The sequence below is a fragment of the Actinomadura sp. NPDC049753 genome (assembly GCF_040674655.1).
GTDB classification, from domain to species: Bacteria; Actinomycetota; Actinomycetes; order Streptosporangiales; family Streptosporangiaceae; genus Spirillospora; species Spirillospora verrucosospora.
The window spans coordinates 1-14,560 of record NZ_JBFARL010000033.1 but is presented as its reverse complement, the minus strand read 5'-3'; the positions used below and the strand labels follow the sequence as shown (position 1 = coordinate 14,560).

Here is a 14,560-nt window from a genome sequence, read left to right as displayed (position 1 = left end):
CCCTGGATCAGTTCGGGATCAGGGCCGTCTGGGAGTCGGCGGTGGCCGGGAGGCGCAGCGTCGTGGGCGCCGGGACGATCGGCAGCACGGTGAACAGGTGGTCGCCGCCCTTGCCGGTCGCGAGCATGCGGGACGCGTAGACGGGGGCGGAGCCGGGCCTCGGCGCGATCACCACGCCGAAGGAGGCGTCCGCTCCGCCGCCGGGCGCCGCGAGCTCGGCCTCCACGGTCCGTCCGGCGGGGATCTCGACCTGCCGGGGGGAGCCGGCGCCCTGCGCGTTCATGGTCGTGACCTGGACGCTCGCCGAGCCGGACGGGGCGGTCAGGGAGAGGGACGAGTCGAACCGGTTGTCGGCGACGACGCCGGGCGCCGACGCGCTGAGCGGCGGTGTGGCCGCGCCGTAGGCGACGTCGGCGCCCCGGTCGGCGGCGAAGCCCGCCAGGATCGGGCGGTCGGCGGCGAGCCGGACGGCGGCGGCCCTGCCGGACAGGGCGCCGTCGAGAGGGACGGAGGTCACGGTCTTGCCCGGGGCGTCCAGGACGTCCTGGCCCTGCGGGGCGAACGCCCCGGCCGCGGTGATCACCTGGACCCTGATCCGGGCGTCGGCCTCGCCGGGGACCGCGACCAGCAGGCGGCGCCCGCCGGAGCCGCCCGGCACGCCGGGGACCAGGGCGGAGGCCGCGGGCGCGGCCGACAGCGGCAGCCACTCGACGCCCTTCTTCTCGCCGATCCGGACGCGCAGGGACGCGGCGACGCGGCCGCTGGTCGTGTGCACGCGCAGGGCGAGGTCGGCGGCGGTCTTCACGATGTCGCCGAGCCCTTCGGGCGACCCGCCGATCCTCACGACGCGGGTGGTGTAGGGCTCGACGGGCGTGCCGCGCCCGTCGGTGGTGTCGAGGGGGCCCTCGCCGGACAGGGCGGAGACGTCGACGGACGCGGGCTGCGCGTCGACGTTGGTCAGGTAGAGGTCGAGTTCGTCGGCGGCGACCGGCCCGGGCCCCATGAACCACAGGTCGGTGCCGGGGGCGGCGCAGCGTGTCGCGGCGAGGCCGCGGTCGTCGCCGCCGTCCTCGTAGGTGGTCTGCTCCGCCTCCAGCCCGCCGGCGATGGGGCCCGTGGCCCGCAGGGTGTAGGAGTCGCCGCCCGGCTCGGTGTCCTCGCCCCAGCCCCGGCCGGGCGACGTCACGGACCCGAGCGGCGTTCCGCCCTTCGTCGGCGTCAGGTCGACGCGTCCCCCGCCGTTCTTCCGGGCGAGGGACTGGACGGCGAGGCGGCCGCCCTCGTGTCCGGGGCAGACCGCCACGGCGTGCGTGACGGGCGTTTCGCGGCCCTTCTCTGACGCCTCGCCCGGACGGGAGAACGTCGCGGCGCCGTAGAGGGCGGCGACGGCGACGAGCATGAGGGCGGCGATGGCGTAGCGCATGCCGAGAAGGCGCAGGACCTTGTCCATCAGGACACCTCCTCCGTGCTGGGCTCCTCCACCGGCTCCGGCGCCTTGGGGGTCTCCGGCGGCTCCGCGGGCGCGGGGGGCGGCAGTGCGCGCTGGGCGCGGGCTCGGGGCGCGCGGCGCCGTCCACGCCGTCCGCGGCGGCGGCGCTCCAGTTCCCCGGCGGGCATCAGCGTGTCGGTCTGCGCGCCCGGCAGCGCCAGAACGGCCACGAGCAGGACGGCGATCCCCTGGACGGCGACCCAGATGTGCCGCATCGTCATCGACCGGGTCAGGTCGAACTCGCCTCCCGCGGTGGGGATGTCGTATCCCTGCGCCCAGCCGTCCACCGTCCGCGCCTTGACGTCGCGGCCGTTGAGAGCGGCCCGCCACCCGCCGTCCGCGGGCTCGGCCAGGAGAAGCGTGCGCGGGCCTGCGCCAGGCGGGATCTGAATGCGGGCGTCGACGCGTCCGGCGGGCAGGGGCGTGACGGTCGAGCCTTGCAGGAGCATCATCCGGGCGGACGTCGCCTGGAGCCGCCACACGGCGAACGTGCCCGTGCGGCTGAGGCGCGTCAGTTCGGGCGACGCGTCCAGGACCTTGGTGAGCGGGTCCTTCGCGGGGTGCGGCACCAGCAGGTACTGGACGCCCATCCGCGTCAGCGCGGGCCCGTCGTCGCCCTCCCGGCCGGCGGCCAGACCGGCGACGAGGTCGTCCATGCGGTCATGGGCCCGGCCCTCGACGGTGACCTCCGCTTCCCCCAGACGGGGCCGCGCGCCCCTGAGCACCGTGTAGGAGACCCGTCCGGTCGGCTCCTGGTGCAGGACGAGCGTCCTGACGCCGCCGGTCCCCTGGACGAACTGGGGAACCGTGTCGGGGTCGACCCTCCCGAGCGGGCCGCCCGCGCCGCCGGCCACCCAGAGCGCGGCCGCGAGGACGGGGGCCGTGAGCGCGGCGACCAGCACGGCCGCCCCGCCGGCCTTGTAGATCAGGTGGCTGCCCGCGAGGACCTCGGTGGCGCGCTGGACGGCGGCGGTCGCGGCGAGCAGGACCCCGGCGCCCGCGAACAGCAGCGCCAGACCCGGCCACACCGGCGCCTCGTCCGCCCCCTTGGTGACGGTGGCGGCGCTGGTCAGCACCGCGACGAGCAGCCCGAAGACCGCCAGCAGCCAGCCGGCGAGGACGTGGCCCCGGCGGCCGCGGAGCGGCAGCGCGCACACGGCGACCGCGAGCAGCCCGGCGAGCGCCCACCGCGCGGGCGTGCCCGGCCCGCCCGGGTCGAGCGCCAGCAGGTCGGCCGGGGCGGCGGGGGCGAACGGCCGGTGCAGCCCCGCCTCCGTCAGGAAGCGGGAGGGGTGGAGCAGCAGGCCGGCGGTCCACGGCAGCGTCAGCAGCGGCGGCACGCCGAGCGCGATGGCCAGGCCGCGCAGGCCCTGGCGCCCCGGCCGGTCCAGCAGCGCCCGCACCATCCCGGCGGCCAGCAGGGCGATCGGCCAGACCAGCGGCACGAAGGACATCGCGACCGCGAGCAGCAGCGCGACCGTCCAGGCGGCCCGGCCCGCGCGCTTGCGGCGCGTCCGGGCGTCCAGCCCGGCGGCCCGCGACCGGGGGAAGCCGTAGAAGCGGGCCGCGTGCACGGCGATCAGCGGCAGGAGGACGAGGACGACGCAGGTCCCGATCCGCCCGCCCGCGACGGCGCCGGTCGCGGCGGGAAGCAGCGCGTAGACGGCGGCGAACCAGGCGCGGACGGCCGACACCGGTACGCGGCGGCCGGTCGCGCGGGCCCGCCGCCCCGTCCGCGGCGCCTCCACCACCAGCAGCCGCGACGCGCGGTAGGCGGCGAGCCCTGCCAGCGGGACGCTGCCGAGCAGCAGGACCGACACCGCGAGCCACGGCTTGCCGAACGCCGCGGTGGACAGCACCGCCAGAACCCCGACGTACGGAGGGCTGCCGGCGTCGGTGCCGAGCCCCACCGGATGCCAGCCGGACAGGTACTGCGCCCACAGGTCGCTCGCGCCGCCCCACGCGGGGACGAGCGCGCCGCCGCCGAGCCGTCCGGCGGCGGTCGGCAGGGAGCGTTCGGCCGCGACCGCGACGGCGGTCAGGCCGAGCAGGAGCAGCACGCCGGGACGGGCGAGGAACCGGCGGATCGGGCCGGGCTCGTCGGCCGTGAGGTCGTCGTCCCGGTCCTCGCGTTCGCGCTCGTGGGCGGCGAAGTACTCCGAGACCGCCTCTCCGGCCCGGCGCAGCACGACCCAGCGCGTCCGGAACCGCCGGACGCTGCGCCGCGCGCGCGTGCGGCCCTCGGCGCGAGCGGCCCGCGCCCGCCGGAGCCGCCCGGGCGAGCGCAGCACGTCGCCGAGCGCGCGCAGCTCCTCGCGGGCCATGCCCGGCCGTTTGGTCGCCACCAGGACGAGGGCGTGCGCGAGCGACGCCCACACGTTGCGGACGAGGGCCCGCGCCATCGCCCCGAGCGGCTGGTTGGCGAGCAGCGTGAGCAGCGCGTTGCGGCGGTCGCGGCGGGCGGGGTGCTCGGCGGTCATGCCGATCTCGCGGAGCCCGCGCCGGGACGCCTCCGCGTGGTAGACGACGGCGTCGCTCGCGGTGACGACCCGGTGCCCGGCGGCGTGGACCCGCCAGCAGAAGTCCAGGTCGTCGCGGAAGATGCCGTACTCGACGTCGAAGCCGCCCAGCTTCTCCCACACGTCGCGGCGGACCAGCATCCCGGCGCTGCCGACCGCCAGGACGTCCCGGACGCCGTCGTGCTGGCCCTGGTCGAACTCGCGCCGGTCCAGGCCGGTGTGGCGGCGCCCGGCGGCGTCGACGGTGACGCCGAGCTCGCGCAGGACGCGCCGGTCGTCCCAGTCGCGGACCTTGGGGCCGAGGACCGCCACGTTGGGGTCGGCGTCGGCCGTCCGCAGCAGCCGGTCGAGCGCGTCGCGGTCGGGCGCGCAGTCGTCGTGCAGCAGCCAGATCCATTCGGTGCGGGGCTTGGGAGGCCCCTGGGCCTGGTCGGCGTGGTGGGCGGGGGCGGACTCGTCCTCCGGGACGGGCGCGGACGCGGCGTCCTGCCGCAGGGCCTCGGCGACGGCCTCGCCGTAGCCGGTGGTGCGGGGCAGCGTGAGGACCGCGTCCTCGCCGACGACCTCCGCGAGGACGGCGGGGCCGCGGTCGGCGCTCCCGGTGTCGACGGTCACGAGGCGCTGCACGGGACGCGACTGCGTGAGCAGCGCCTTCAGCGCCTCCGGAAGCCACCGCGCGCCGTCGTGCGCGACGAGGACGGCGGTGACGACATGGCGATCGAGAGTGGGGGCCAAGGCTCGCTCGATCTGTGGGACGGACGGTGTCGGTGCCGGTCGGACGGGCCGTGCGCGGCGTGCGCGCGGTCCCGAACGGACAGCAGCCGTGCCGGCCCTGGGGCCGACACGGCTGATAACTGTACGCGTGGCCGCGCCGGGCACGCTCCGGATCCACCGATCCGGGGGCGCGGCCCGCGAGTCAGACGGCCTGCCGCTTCAGCTTCCGGCGTTCCCGCTCGGAGAGCCCTCCCCAGATGCCGAACCGCTCGTCGTGCTGCAGCGCGTACTCAAGGCACTCCGTACGCACCTCGCATGCCCGGCACACCTTCTTGGCCTCGCGAGTGGAGCCGCCCTTCTCCGGAAAAAAAGCCTCCGGGTCCGTCTGCGCGCACAGGGCGCGCTCCTGCCAGCCCAACTCTTCGCCGTCTGTGCCGTGCGCCAGCGGGATGACCACCTCGCTCACAGCGCACCTCCCTGCCCGTGGAACCCCCTGGTCAATGCCCTCCCACGAGTTCCTTCCCCCGAGACGGCATTGAAACTACACGGACGAAATTACACGCGTGTAGCAGTGGCCCCGTCAAGCCGGAAGACATTCCCGGGCGACATAGCGGGTTTTGCCGGGATGTGAATGCCGACCTTTGGATGGAGATCAGTTAATCGGGCGGTCACCGCCGGGACGGCGGCCTCACTGCGGCGGCGGGGGGCGGTTGTCGCGGTACCAGTCGCCGCCCTCCTGGTCGCCCGCCGGCGGAGCGGGCTGGGTGCCCTGCGGGTCCTGGCCGGAGCCGCCGCTGCCGCCGTAGGCACGGGTCCACTCGCCCATGTCCTCCTGCTCGGCGGGCGGCTGCCCCTGCTGGCCGCCCTGGTAGCCGCCCTGCTGCCCGTACTGCTGGTACTCCTGCGGCTGGCCGTACTGCTGCTGCTCGTAGCCCGGCTGGCCGGGCTGGACGGGCTGGGCGGGCTGGCCGTACTGCTGCTGTCCGTACTGCTGCTGGCCGTACCCCTGGGCGGGCTGCTGCCCTTCGCCGCCCTGCTGCCCGTACTGCTGGTACTGCTGGTACTGCTGCTGTCCGTACTGCTGGTCGTAGCCGGGCTGGGCGGGCTGCTGCCCGTACTGCTGCTGGCCCGGCTGGCCCTGCTGGCCCTGCTGGTAACCGAAGTCGGGGTAGGCGCCCTGCTGCTGCATCTGCGGCTGCGGGCGGGGCGGCTGCATCCCCTTGAAGACCGTGAAGGCGAACCAGCCGCCGACGCCGACCACGGCCAGGTCGCCGGCGCCGACCAGGAAGGTCGTGAGCTTGGTCACCGCGCCCGCGTAGTCGGAGTCGGCGAGCATCCCGCTCAGCCACGAGATCACGCCGAACAGCCCGATGCCGCCGAGGACGCCGAGCGCGCCCATGGTGATGGTCCGGGCCTGCGGGGTCGGGGTCGCGCCCCAGGTCGTCAGCATGATCGCCAGGACGACGAGGCCGACCATCGCGACCTGCAGGAAGGTCCCGTCGTTGGTCTGGCCGAGGGCGCGCAGCGTGAAGCTGCCGCCGCCGCCGAGAAGCGAGATGATGCCCGCGAGAAGGTGGACGCCCGCCGCGGCGAGCAGGACCCAGGCGGCCGGTTCGCGCAGGCGCTGGACGGCTTCCTTGTTCACGGTGGCATCTCCAGACTCGGGACCGGGTGTTCTCCGATAGCAGGCAAAGCTTTGCATAGTGTCGCCCGGGGCGGCGACCCCTCTGCTCTCCTCGGGGATCACCGTAGGGTTGAGGTCATGAAGATCGTGGCGTTGGCGGGCGGGATCGGCGGCGCCCGTTTCCTGCGCGGGCTCCTGGCGGCCGCCCCGGAGGCGGAGATCACCGTCATCGGCAACACCGGGGACGACATCTCCCTGTTCGGCCTGCGGGTGTGCCCCGACCTGGACACCGTGATGTACACGCTCGGCGGCGGCATCAACGAGGAGCAGGGCTGGGGACGGGCGGAGGAGACCTTCACCGTCAAGGAGGAACTGGCCGCCTACGGGGTGGGGCCGGGCTGGTTCGGGCTCGGCGACCGCGATTTCGCGACGCACATCGTCCGGACGCAGATGCTGGCGGCCGGCTACCGGCTGTCGGCGGTGACCGAGGCGCTGTGCGACCGGTGGCGCCCGGGGGTGCGGCTGCTGCCGATGACCGACGACCAGGTCGAGACGCACGTGGTGGTCGAGGACGAGCAGGGGCGGCGCGCGATCCACTTCCAGGAGTGGTGGGTGCGGATGCGCGCCTCGGTCCCGGCGCTGTCGATCGCCGCGGTGGGCGCGGCGGAGTCCGCGCCGGCGCCGGGCGTGCTGGCGGCGATCGAGGCGGCCGACGTGGTGCTGTTCCCGCCGTCCAATCCGGTGGTGAGCATCGGGACGATCCTGGCGGTCCCCGGCATCCGGGACGCGGTCGCGACCAAGACCGTGGTGGGCGTGTCGCCCATCGTCGGCGGGGCTCCCGTGCGCGGGATGGCCGACGCGTGCCTGACCGCGATCGGGGTGGAGACGTCGGCGCGCGCGGTCGCCGAGCACTACGGCCTCGGGCTGCTGGACGGCTGGCTCGTCGACGAGGCCGACGCGGACGTGCGGGTGGAGGGCATCGACGTGCGCTCCCGGCCGCTGCTGATGAGCGACGCCGAGTCGACCGCCGCCATCGCGCGGGCGGCCCTGGACCTGGCGGTGGAGCTGAAGCGGGCGGGGGTCGCCGAATGAGCGCGGGGCCGGGCGGAGCGGGCCGGGGGGCCGTCCCCGCGCAGAGGATCGAGGTCTTCGGCGTGCCGGGGATGCCGGAGGTCGCCGAGGGGGCCGACATCGCCGCGCTGATCCCGGACGGGACGGTCGAGGACGGCGACGTGCTCGTCGTCACCTCCAAGATCGTCAGTAAGGCGGAGGGGCGGGTCCTGGTCGCCGCCGACCGGGAGAAGGCCATCGACGCCGAGACCGTCCGGGTGGTGGCGCGGCGGACGCACGCGCGCGGGGAGACGCGGATCGTGGAGACGCGGCAGGGGCTGGTGCTGGCCGCGGCCGGTGTCGACGCGTCCAACACCCGGCCCGGCACGGTGCTGCTGCTGCCCGAGGACCCGGACGCCTCGGCCCGGCGCATCCGCGCCGGGGTGCGGGAGCGGACCGGCGCCGACGTGGCCGTGATCGTGTCGGACACGCTCGGGCGCCCCTGGCGCAACGGGCTGACGGACGCGGCGATCGGCGTCGCCGGCCTGGCCCCCCTCAGCGACCTGCGCGGGCGCGACGACGCCTACGGCAACCGCCTGGAGGCCACGATCACGGCGGTCGCCGACGAGATCGCGGCGGCCGGCGAGCTGGTCAAGGGCAAGCTGGAGGGCGTGCCGATCGCGGTCGTGCGCGGGCTGTCCGGCCTGGTCACGCCGGAGGACGGGCCGGGCGCGCGGGCGCTGGTGCGCCCGCCGGAGGAGGACATGTTCCGGTTCGGGTCGGCGGACGTGCTGGGCGCGCGGCGCACGATCCGCGAGTTCACCGCCGAGCCGGTGGACCCGGCGGCGGTGCGGCGGGCGGTCGGCGCCGCGATCACCGCGCCGGCCCCGCACCACACGACGCCGTGGCGGTTCGTCCTGCTGGAGTCGGCGGAGTCGCGGACGCGGCTGCTGGACGCGATGCGCGACGCGTGGGAGGCCGACCTGCGCCGCGACGGCTTCTCCGACGAGTCGGTCGCCAAGCGGCTGCGGCGCGGCGAGGTGCTGCGCCGGGCCCCCTACCTCGTCGTCCCGTGCCTGGTCATGGACGGGTCGCACGACTATCCGGACGAGCGCCGGTCGCGCGCCGAGCGCGAGATGTTCGTGGTGGCGGCCGGGGCCGGCGTGGAGAACCTGCTGGTCGCGCTGGCCGTGGAGGGGCTCGGCTCGTGCTGGGTGTCGAGCACGATGTTCTGCCGCGACGTGGTGCGCGACGTCCTCGACCTGCCGGACGAATGGGACCCGATGGGCGCCGTCGGGGTGGGCCACGCGGCCGCGCCCCCGCGCGAGCGGCCGCCGCGCGCCCCGGACGCCTTCATCGAGGTCAGGTGAGCGGATCAGAAGTGAACGCGCGGGAATAGATCCGGGCGGGCCCCGGCTTCTACGGCCGGGGCCATTCCTTTTTGTCCGTTCTTTCGGACCCCGGCGCGGCGCGGAATATGACGATTGGCATAGAGTGCCCGCATGGACGCCACGAGCTCCGCTCTTCGCCGGGCCCTGGCCCGCGCGCGCGACGGCAAGACACTGGACCGATCCGAGGCCGCCACACTGCTGCAGGCACGGGGTGCGCAGCTCGACGACCTGCTCGCCCACGCGGCCCGCATCCGGGACGCCGGCCTGGAGGCAGCGGGCCGTCCCGGCGTCATCACCTACAGCCGCAAGGTCTTCATCCCGCTGACCCGGCTCTGCCGGGACCGCTGCGGGTACTGCACGTTCGCGACCGTCCCCCACCGGCTCGACTCGCCCTACCTCAGCCCCGACGAGGTGCTGGAGATCGCGCGGCGCGGCGCGGAGATGGGCTGCAAGGAGGCCCTGTTCACGCTCGGGGACCGTCCCGAGGACCGGTGGCGCCCGGCCCGCGAGTGGCTGGACGCGCACGGCTACGACGACACGCTCTCGTACGTGCGCGCGATGGCGATCCGGGTGCTGGAGGAGACCGGCCTGCTGCCGCACCTGAATCCCGGGGTGCTGACCTGGCGCGACTTCCAGCGGCTCAAGCCGGTCGCGCCGTCCATGGGGATGATGCTGGAGACGACCGCGACGCGGCTGTTCAGCGAGCGCGGCGGCCCCCACTTCGGGTCGCCGGACAAGGACCCGGCCGTCCGGCTGCGGGTGCTGGAGGACGCGGGCCGCACGAACGTCCCGTTCACGACCGGCATCCTCATCGGGATCGGCGAGACGGTCGAGGAGCGCGCGGACGCGATCTTCGAGATCCGGCGGACGATGCGCGAGTACGGGGCGATCCAGGAGGTGATCGTCCAGAACTTCCGCGCCAAGCCCGACACCAAGATGCGCGACACTCCGGACGCCGAACTGGAGGAGCTCGCCGCGACGATCGCGGTGACGCGGCTCGTCCTCGGCCCGAAGGCGCGCGTGCAGGCGCCGCCGAACCTGGTCGCCGAGCAGTACGCGCTGATGCTGCGCGCCGGGATCGACGACTGGGGCGGGGTGTCGCCGCTGACGCCCGACCACGTGAACCCGGAGCGGCCGTGGCCGCAGATCGACGAGCTGGCCGCCAGGACCGCCGGGGCGGGCTTCGAGCTGCGCGAGCGGCTCACGATCTACCCCGAGTACGTGCGGCGCGGCGAGCCCTGGCTGGATCCGCGCCTCACCGCGCACGTCGCCGCGCTCGCCGACCCCGCGACGGGGCTGGCGCGGGAGGGCGCCGTCCCCGAGGGGCGTCCCTGGCAGGAGCCCGACGGCGGGTTCGCGGCGTCCGGCCGGACCGACCTGCACACCGAGATCGACACGACGGGCCGCACCTCGGACCGGCGCGACGACTTCGACGAGGTGTACGGCGACTGGGACGCGCTGCGCGACCGCATGGCCGCGCCCCAGCGGTTCGACGCGGACGTCAAGGCCGCCCTGGCGCGCGCCGAACGGGACCCCGCGGGCCTGTCCGACGACGAGGCGCTGGCCCTCCTGCACGCCGAGGGCCCCGAGCTGGACGCGCTCGCCGCGCTGGCGGACGGCCTGCGGCGCGACGCCGTCGGCGACGAGGTCACCTACGTCGTCACCCGGAACATCAACTTCACCAACGTCTGCTACACCGGCTGCCGGTTCTGCGCGTTCGCGCAGCGCCGCACGGACGCCGACGCCTACACGCTGTCCCTGGAGCAGGTCGGGGACCGCGTGGACGAGGCGTGGGAGGCGGGCGCCACCGAGGTCTGCATGCAGGGCGGCATCCACCCGGACCTGCCCGGGACCGCGTACTTCGACCTCGCCCGCGAGGTGAAGCGCCGCGCGCCCGGCATCCACCTGCACTCCTACAGCCCGATGGAGGTCGTGAACGGCGCGTCCCGGACGGACCTGTCGATCCGGGAGTGGCTGGAGGCGGCGAAGGAGGCGGGCGTCGACTCACTGCCCGGGACGGCCGCCGAGATCCTCGACGACGACGTCCGGTGGGTGCTGACCAAGGGGAAGCTGCCCACGGACCAGTGGGTCGAGGTCGTCACGACCGCGCACGAGATCGGCATCCCGACGACGTCCACCATGATGTACGGGCACGTGGACACCCCCGCGCACTGGGTCGCGCACATCAAGCTGCTGCGGTCCCTCCAGGAGCGGACGGGCGGGTTCAGCGAGTTCGTGCTGCTGCCGTTCGTCCACCACAACTCGCCCATCTACCTCGCCGGGCTGGCGCGGCCGGGGCCGACCGCGCGGGAGAACGTCGCCGTCCACGCCCTGGCGCGCATCCTGCTGCACGGCGCGATCCCCAACATCCAGACGTCCTGGGTGAAGCTCGGAGACGAACTGTGCACGCGCGTCCTCCAGGGAGGGGTGAACGACCTCGGCGGGACGCTCATGGAGGAGACCATCAGCCGGATGGCCGGCTCGGAGAACGGGTCGTTCAAGCCCATCAGCGAACTGGAGGCGATCGCGGCGCGCGCGGGCCGTCCCGCCAGGCAGCGCACCACCCTGTACGGGGACGTTCCCGCCGAGCGCCTGGAGGCGTCCCGCCGCACGGACGGCATCGGTCATTTCGGACGGCAGGCTCTCACCCTGACGCCGGTGACCCGGCCCGTGTGACCGGCGCCGCCGCGGCGGGCCCGGTCAGGGCGCGCCGCGGCGGCAGCTCGGGCGGCGTTCGACCAGCAGGTCCGCAGAGCGGCGCAGCTCGCGCAGGACGGCCTCGACCGACGGCCGCACCTGCGCGCCGACGCGCGTCCACATGACCATCCGGCGCTCCACGGGGGCGTCGGCGACGTCCCGCACGACGATGCCCTCCTCCCGCTCGGCGAGCGCGAGGTCGGGCACCAGGCACACGGCGCCGCCCTGGGCGACCATCGCGAAGATCACCATGAGGTCGTTGGACCTGAAGCGGACGTCGGGCCGGAAGCCGCCCAGCTCCACGCACGTCCGTTCGAGCAGGTCGGCGTGGTTGGTGCCGACGTGCCCGGTGGCCCACGGGCACCCGGCCAGGTCGGCCATCCGGACCGGGCCGCCCGGCTCGGCGAGCGGATGGCCCTCCGGCATCCCGACCCGCATGATCTCGGTGACGAGCACCTCGGAGGTCAGCTCCGGCCTGCGCGGCCGCGGCAGGTGCGAGTACTCGTCGGTCAGCACGACGTCGATCTCCTGGAGCACCAGCGCCTGGAGCACCCGGTGGAACTCCTCGTCCAGCACGTCCACGACGAGGTCGGGATAGGCCTCCGCCAGCCGCGGCAGCGCGGGCGCGAGGACGTGCAGCAGCGCCGTCTGGAAGCCGACGACCCGCACCGAGCCCGCGACGCGCCCGCTCGCGGCGAGCGCCGCCTCCTCGGCCCGCTTCGCCCGCTCCAGGAGCGCCTCGGCGTGCTCGACGAGCACCTCGCCCGCCTCGGTCAGCCGCAGCCGCCGCCCGGCGCGCTCGACCACCGGCACGCCGACGTCCCGCTGCAGCTGCGCGAGCTGCTGCGACACCGCGGACGGCGTGTAGCCGAGGGCGTCCGCGACGGCCGCGAGCGTCCCGCGCAGCTTGAGCTCGCGCAGCACCCGCAGACGTCCGAGATCCAACATGGTGAAGAGATTCTTACACAATCCCTACAGAAAGCCTCGCTGGACCTGAACGTTGGACGGAGTCAAACTGTAGGTGCGACGGAAAGAGGCGGAGACCCCGCTCCTCCGATCGCCCCGCGCGGGAACGCCGCCACTGCGATCCCAAGGAAGAAGACCATGCTGTACATGCTCGGCCTCATCATCGCCCTCGCCGTCCTCGGCCCCCTCTTCGGCGCCGACAGCCGGGACGGCCTCGACTGGGCCCGGAACAACTTCTGGCTGCGCCGCCGCCCGGCGCAGGCCCCGGTCAGAAGGACCGGTAGTCCCGCACCGGCAAGCGGGGGCCACGCCTCGGCGGGCGCATCCCGGACGATTCCAGCAGCCGGGTGACCCGGTAGCGATGACCGGCGTAGGGCTCCAGCAGTTCCAGCATCCCGGCGTCGTCGACCTTGCGGCCCGCCAGCGCCCAGCCGACCAGGCCGGGCAGGTGGTAGTCGCCGACGGAGACGGCGTCGGGATCGCCCACCGCGCGCTGCCTGACCTCGGCGGCCGTCCACACGCCGATGCCCGGCAGCGACCGCAGCCGCGCCTCGCCCGGGTCCTCCTCCAGCCGCCGCGCGACCCGCGCCGCCCCGATGATCGTCCGGGCCCGGACGGCCTCCAGGCCGGACCGGTGCCACTCCCACGAGGGAATCCGGATCCAGACCTCCGGCGGCGGCGGCACCCGCAGATGCGGGGCGCCGGGCGCGGGCTGCCCGAACCGGCGCAGCAGGTGCGCCCAGGCGCGCCACGCCTCCTGCCCCAGCACCTTCTGCTCCATCACCGCCGGCACGAGCGCCTCGAAGACCCGCCGCGTCCGTCCGATCCGCAGCCCCGGACGCCTGAGCACCTGGTCGCGGACGACGTCGTGCCGCGCGACGAACCCGTCAGGTTCGTCGGCCGCCCCCAGTAGCTCGGGCACCCCGTCCAGCAGCCATTCGGCGCCCGGGCCCCAGGCCGTGGCCTCGACGGCGTCCCCGGCCCACCCGACCCGCAGGGTGCCCGGCCCGTCGGGGGTGTGGGACGCCCGCCAGACGGACCCGTCCCGCTCGAACCGGCACGCCGGATCGCGCGACCCGCGCCGATGCGGCGCCAGGACGTCCCGCAGGTCCAGCTCCCACGGAGGCCGCCACGTCCGGACCCGGCCGGGGAGGCGCCCAGCGGTCGCCTCCCCGGCCACCCCGGACGACGGTCCAACAACGCTCAACGAGCCGGCTCTCCCTGCTTGACATGCCCCAACGGTCTCGGTGACCAGTCTGCCACCGTCCGGCGCCCGGCCTCCCACCCGGAGGCAGACCATTAAATGGTCGCCATAAAGCGATTTTCTTCGTCCGACCCAAAAATGATCACGCCGACGCGTACATACCGGCGGACATTCGCGGGTCGAGGCCGCCGATCACCGGCCGCTGCCAGAGGATTCCCAAGTCGTGCAGCCCACCGCGACGCCCAGCCGCCGACCCGGATGGTTCAACGGGACGCGGGGACGCTACGACGGCTCGCTGGGCGGCGACAGACGCCTGTCAGGCATCACCTTCGACCTGAACCACCCCTCCAGCCAAGCGACCTGGAGCACCAGCCGCACCTTCTGATAAACGGGTCCGGCCGGAATACAGGCGGAAAAAGAGCCGCGGCGCGACCGGTTCCGGCGGACCGCGGATGCCTGCCGAATTGGAGCGGAACAAAGGACGGCCCGCCGCCCGGGACCGCCCGGCGCCTCCGTGCGCAGGGCGGCCTTCCGCCGTCCCGCCTCAGTCGTCGGCGGAGAAGCGGACGGCCGTCGGCGGCAGTTTGATCCCGGGCCAGACACGGACGCCGCAGCGCAGTTCGTTGCCGGGGCCCACCACCGCGCCGTCGCCCAGCACGACGCCGTCGAGGACCGCGCCGGGGCCCACCCGGGCGCCCCGGCTGAGGACCGAGTCGCGGACGGTGGCGCCCTCGGCGACGAACGAGTCCTCCAGCAGGACGCTGCCGATCACGGTGGCGCCCGCCTCGACCACGGCGCCGCGGCCGACGGACTCGCTGAATGCCCGCCGCATCGAGGACGGAGACGGCATCCCGGGCGAAGCCTGACATCGACCAGTCGTCCGGGAAGTGGTCGTCGCTTGCGCCC

The 14,560-nt window shown here is 74.8% G+C and carries 11 protein-coding genes; 4 read left to right on the top strand and 7 right to left on the bottom strand.

Features of this window, described 5'->3' with window-relative positions:
• Nucleotides 1-7 precede the first annotated feature (7 nt).
• The 4 genes from AB0K37_RS12025 to AB0K37_RS12010 all read right to left on the bottom strand — a co-directional run bounded on the left by AB0K37_RS12025 (nt 8) and on the right by AB0K37_RS12010 (nt 6,367).
• Nucleotides 8-1,450: a DUF5719 family protein gene (locus AB0K37_RS12025; protein ID WP_363978709.1), complete on the bottom strand. Its 1,443-nt coding sequence runs from the start codon at nt 1,448-1,450 to the stop codon at nt 8-10.
• Nucleotides 1,450-4,743, bottom strand: a complete 3,294-nt coding sequence (locus AB0K37_RS12020) for a glycosyltransferase family 2 protein (RefSeq protein WP_363978706.1) — start codon at nt 4,741-4,743, stop codon at nt 1,450-1,452. Before AB0K37_RS12020 ends, AB0K37_RS12025 begins: the two co-directional genes overlap by 1 nt.
• Before the next feature lie 181 nt (nt 4,744-4,924).
• Complete coding sequence (locus AB0K37_RS12015; protein ID WP_021594342.1) at nt 4,925-5,188, bottom strand: WhiB family transcriptional regulator; 264 nt, start codon at nt 5,186-5,188, stop codon at nt 4,925-4,927.
• Between the two features lie 222 nt (nt 5,189-5,410).
• Nucleotides 5,411-6,367, bottom strand: coding sequence for a hypothetical protein (locus AB0K37_RS12010; protein WP_363978703.1), 957 nt, complete (start codon nt 6,365-6,367; stop codon nt 5,411-5,413).
• Between the two features lie 117 nt (nt 6,368-6,484).
• On the opposite strand from AB0K37_RS12010, the gene cofD reads away from it, so the two are divergent.
• The 3 genes from cofD (at nt 6,485) to AB0K37_RS11995 (ending at nt 11,463) form a co-directional block, all read left to right on the top strand.
• Nucleotides 6,485-7,438, top strand: a complete 954-nt coding sequence (gene cofD, locus AB0K37_RS12005; RefSeq protein WP_363978700.1) for a 2-phospho-L-lactate transferase — start codon at nt 6,485-6,487, stop codon at nt 7,436-7,438.
• The gene (locus AB0K37_RS12000; protein WP_363978697.1) at nt 7,435-8,766 is read left to right on the top strand and encodes a coenzyme F420-0:L-glutamate ligase; all 1,332 of its coding nucleotides are present in this window, start codon (nt 7,435-7,437) and stop codon (nt 8,764-8,766) included. Before cofD ends, AB0K37_RS12000 begins: the two co-directional genes overlap by 4 nt.
• A 132-nt stretch (nt 8,767-8,898) precedes the next feature.
• A complete protein-coding gene (locus AB0K37_RS11995) occupies nt 8,899-11,463 on the top strand; it encodes a bifunctional FO biosynthesis protein CofGH (RefSeq protein ID WP_363978694.1) in 2,565 nt (854 codons plus the stop codon).
• Nucleotides 11,464-11,487: 24 nt separating this feature from the next.
• Here AB0K37_RS11995 and AB0K37_RS11990 read toward each other — a convergent pair whose 3' ends face one another.
• Both AB0K37_RS11990 and AB0K37_RS11985 read right to left on the bottom strand, forming a co-directional pair.
• The gene (locus tag AB0K37_RS11990; RefSeq protein WP_363978692.1) at nt 11,488-12,432 is read right to left on the bottom strand and encodes a LysR family transcriptional regulator; all 945 of its coding nucleotides are present in this window, start codon (nt 12,430-12,432) and stop codon (nt 11,488-11,490) included.
• A 286-nt stretch (nt 12,433-12,718) separates the two neighbouring features.
• A complete protein-coding gene (locus AB0K37_RS11985; RefSeq protein ID WP_363978689.1) occupies nt 12,719-13,657 on the bottom strand; it encodes a DNA-3-methyladenine glycosylase 2 family protein in 939 nt (312 codons plus the stop codon).
• 220 nt (nt 13,658-13,877) lie between these two features.
• On the opposite strand from AB0K37_RS11985, the gene AB0K37_RS11980 reads away from it, so the two are divergent.
• Entirely contained in the window at nt 13,878-14,039 is a 162-nt protein-coding gene (locus AB0K37_RS11980; RefSeq protein WP_363978686.1) for a hypothetical protein, read from the top strand.
• Between the two features lie 159 nt (nt 14,040-14,198).
• On the opposite strand, the gene AB0K37_RS11975 is transcribed toward AB0K37_RS11980, so the two are convergent.
• Entirely contained in the window at nt 14,199-14,486 is a 288-nt protein-coding gene (locus AB0K37_RS11975) for a hypothetical protein (protein ID WP_363978683.1), read from the bottom strand.
• Between the last annotated feature and the right edge of the window lie 74 nt (nt 14,487-14,560).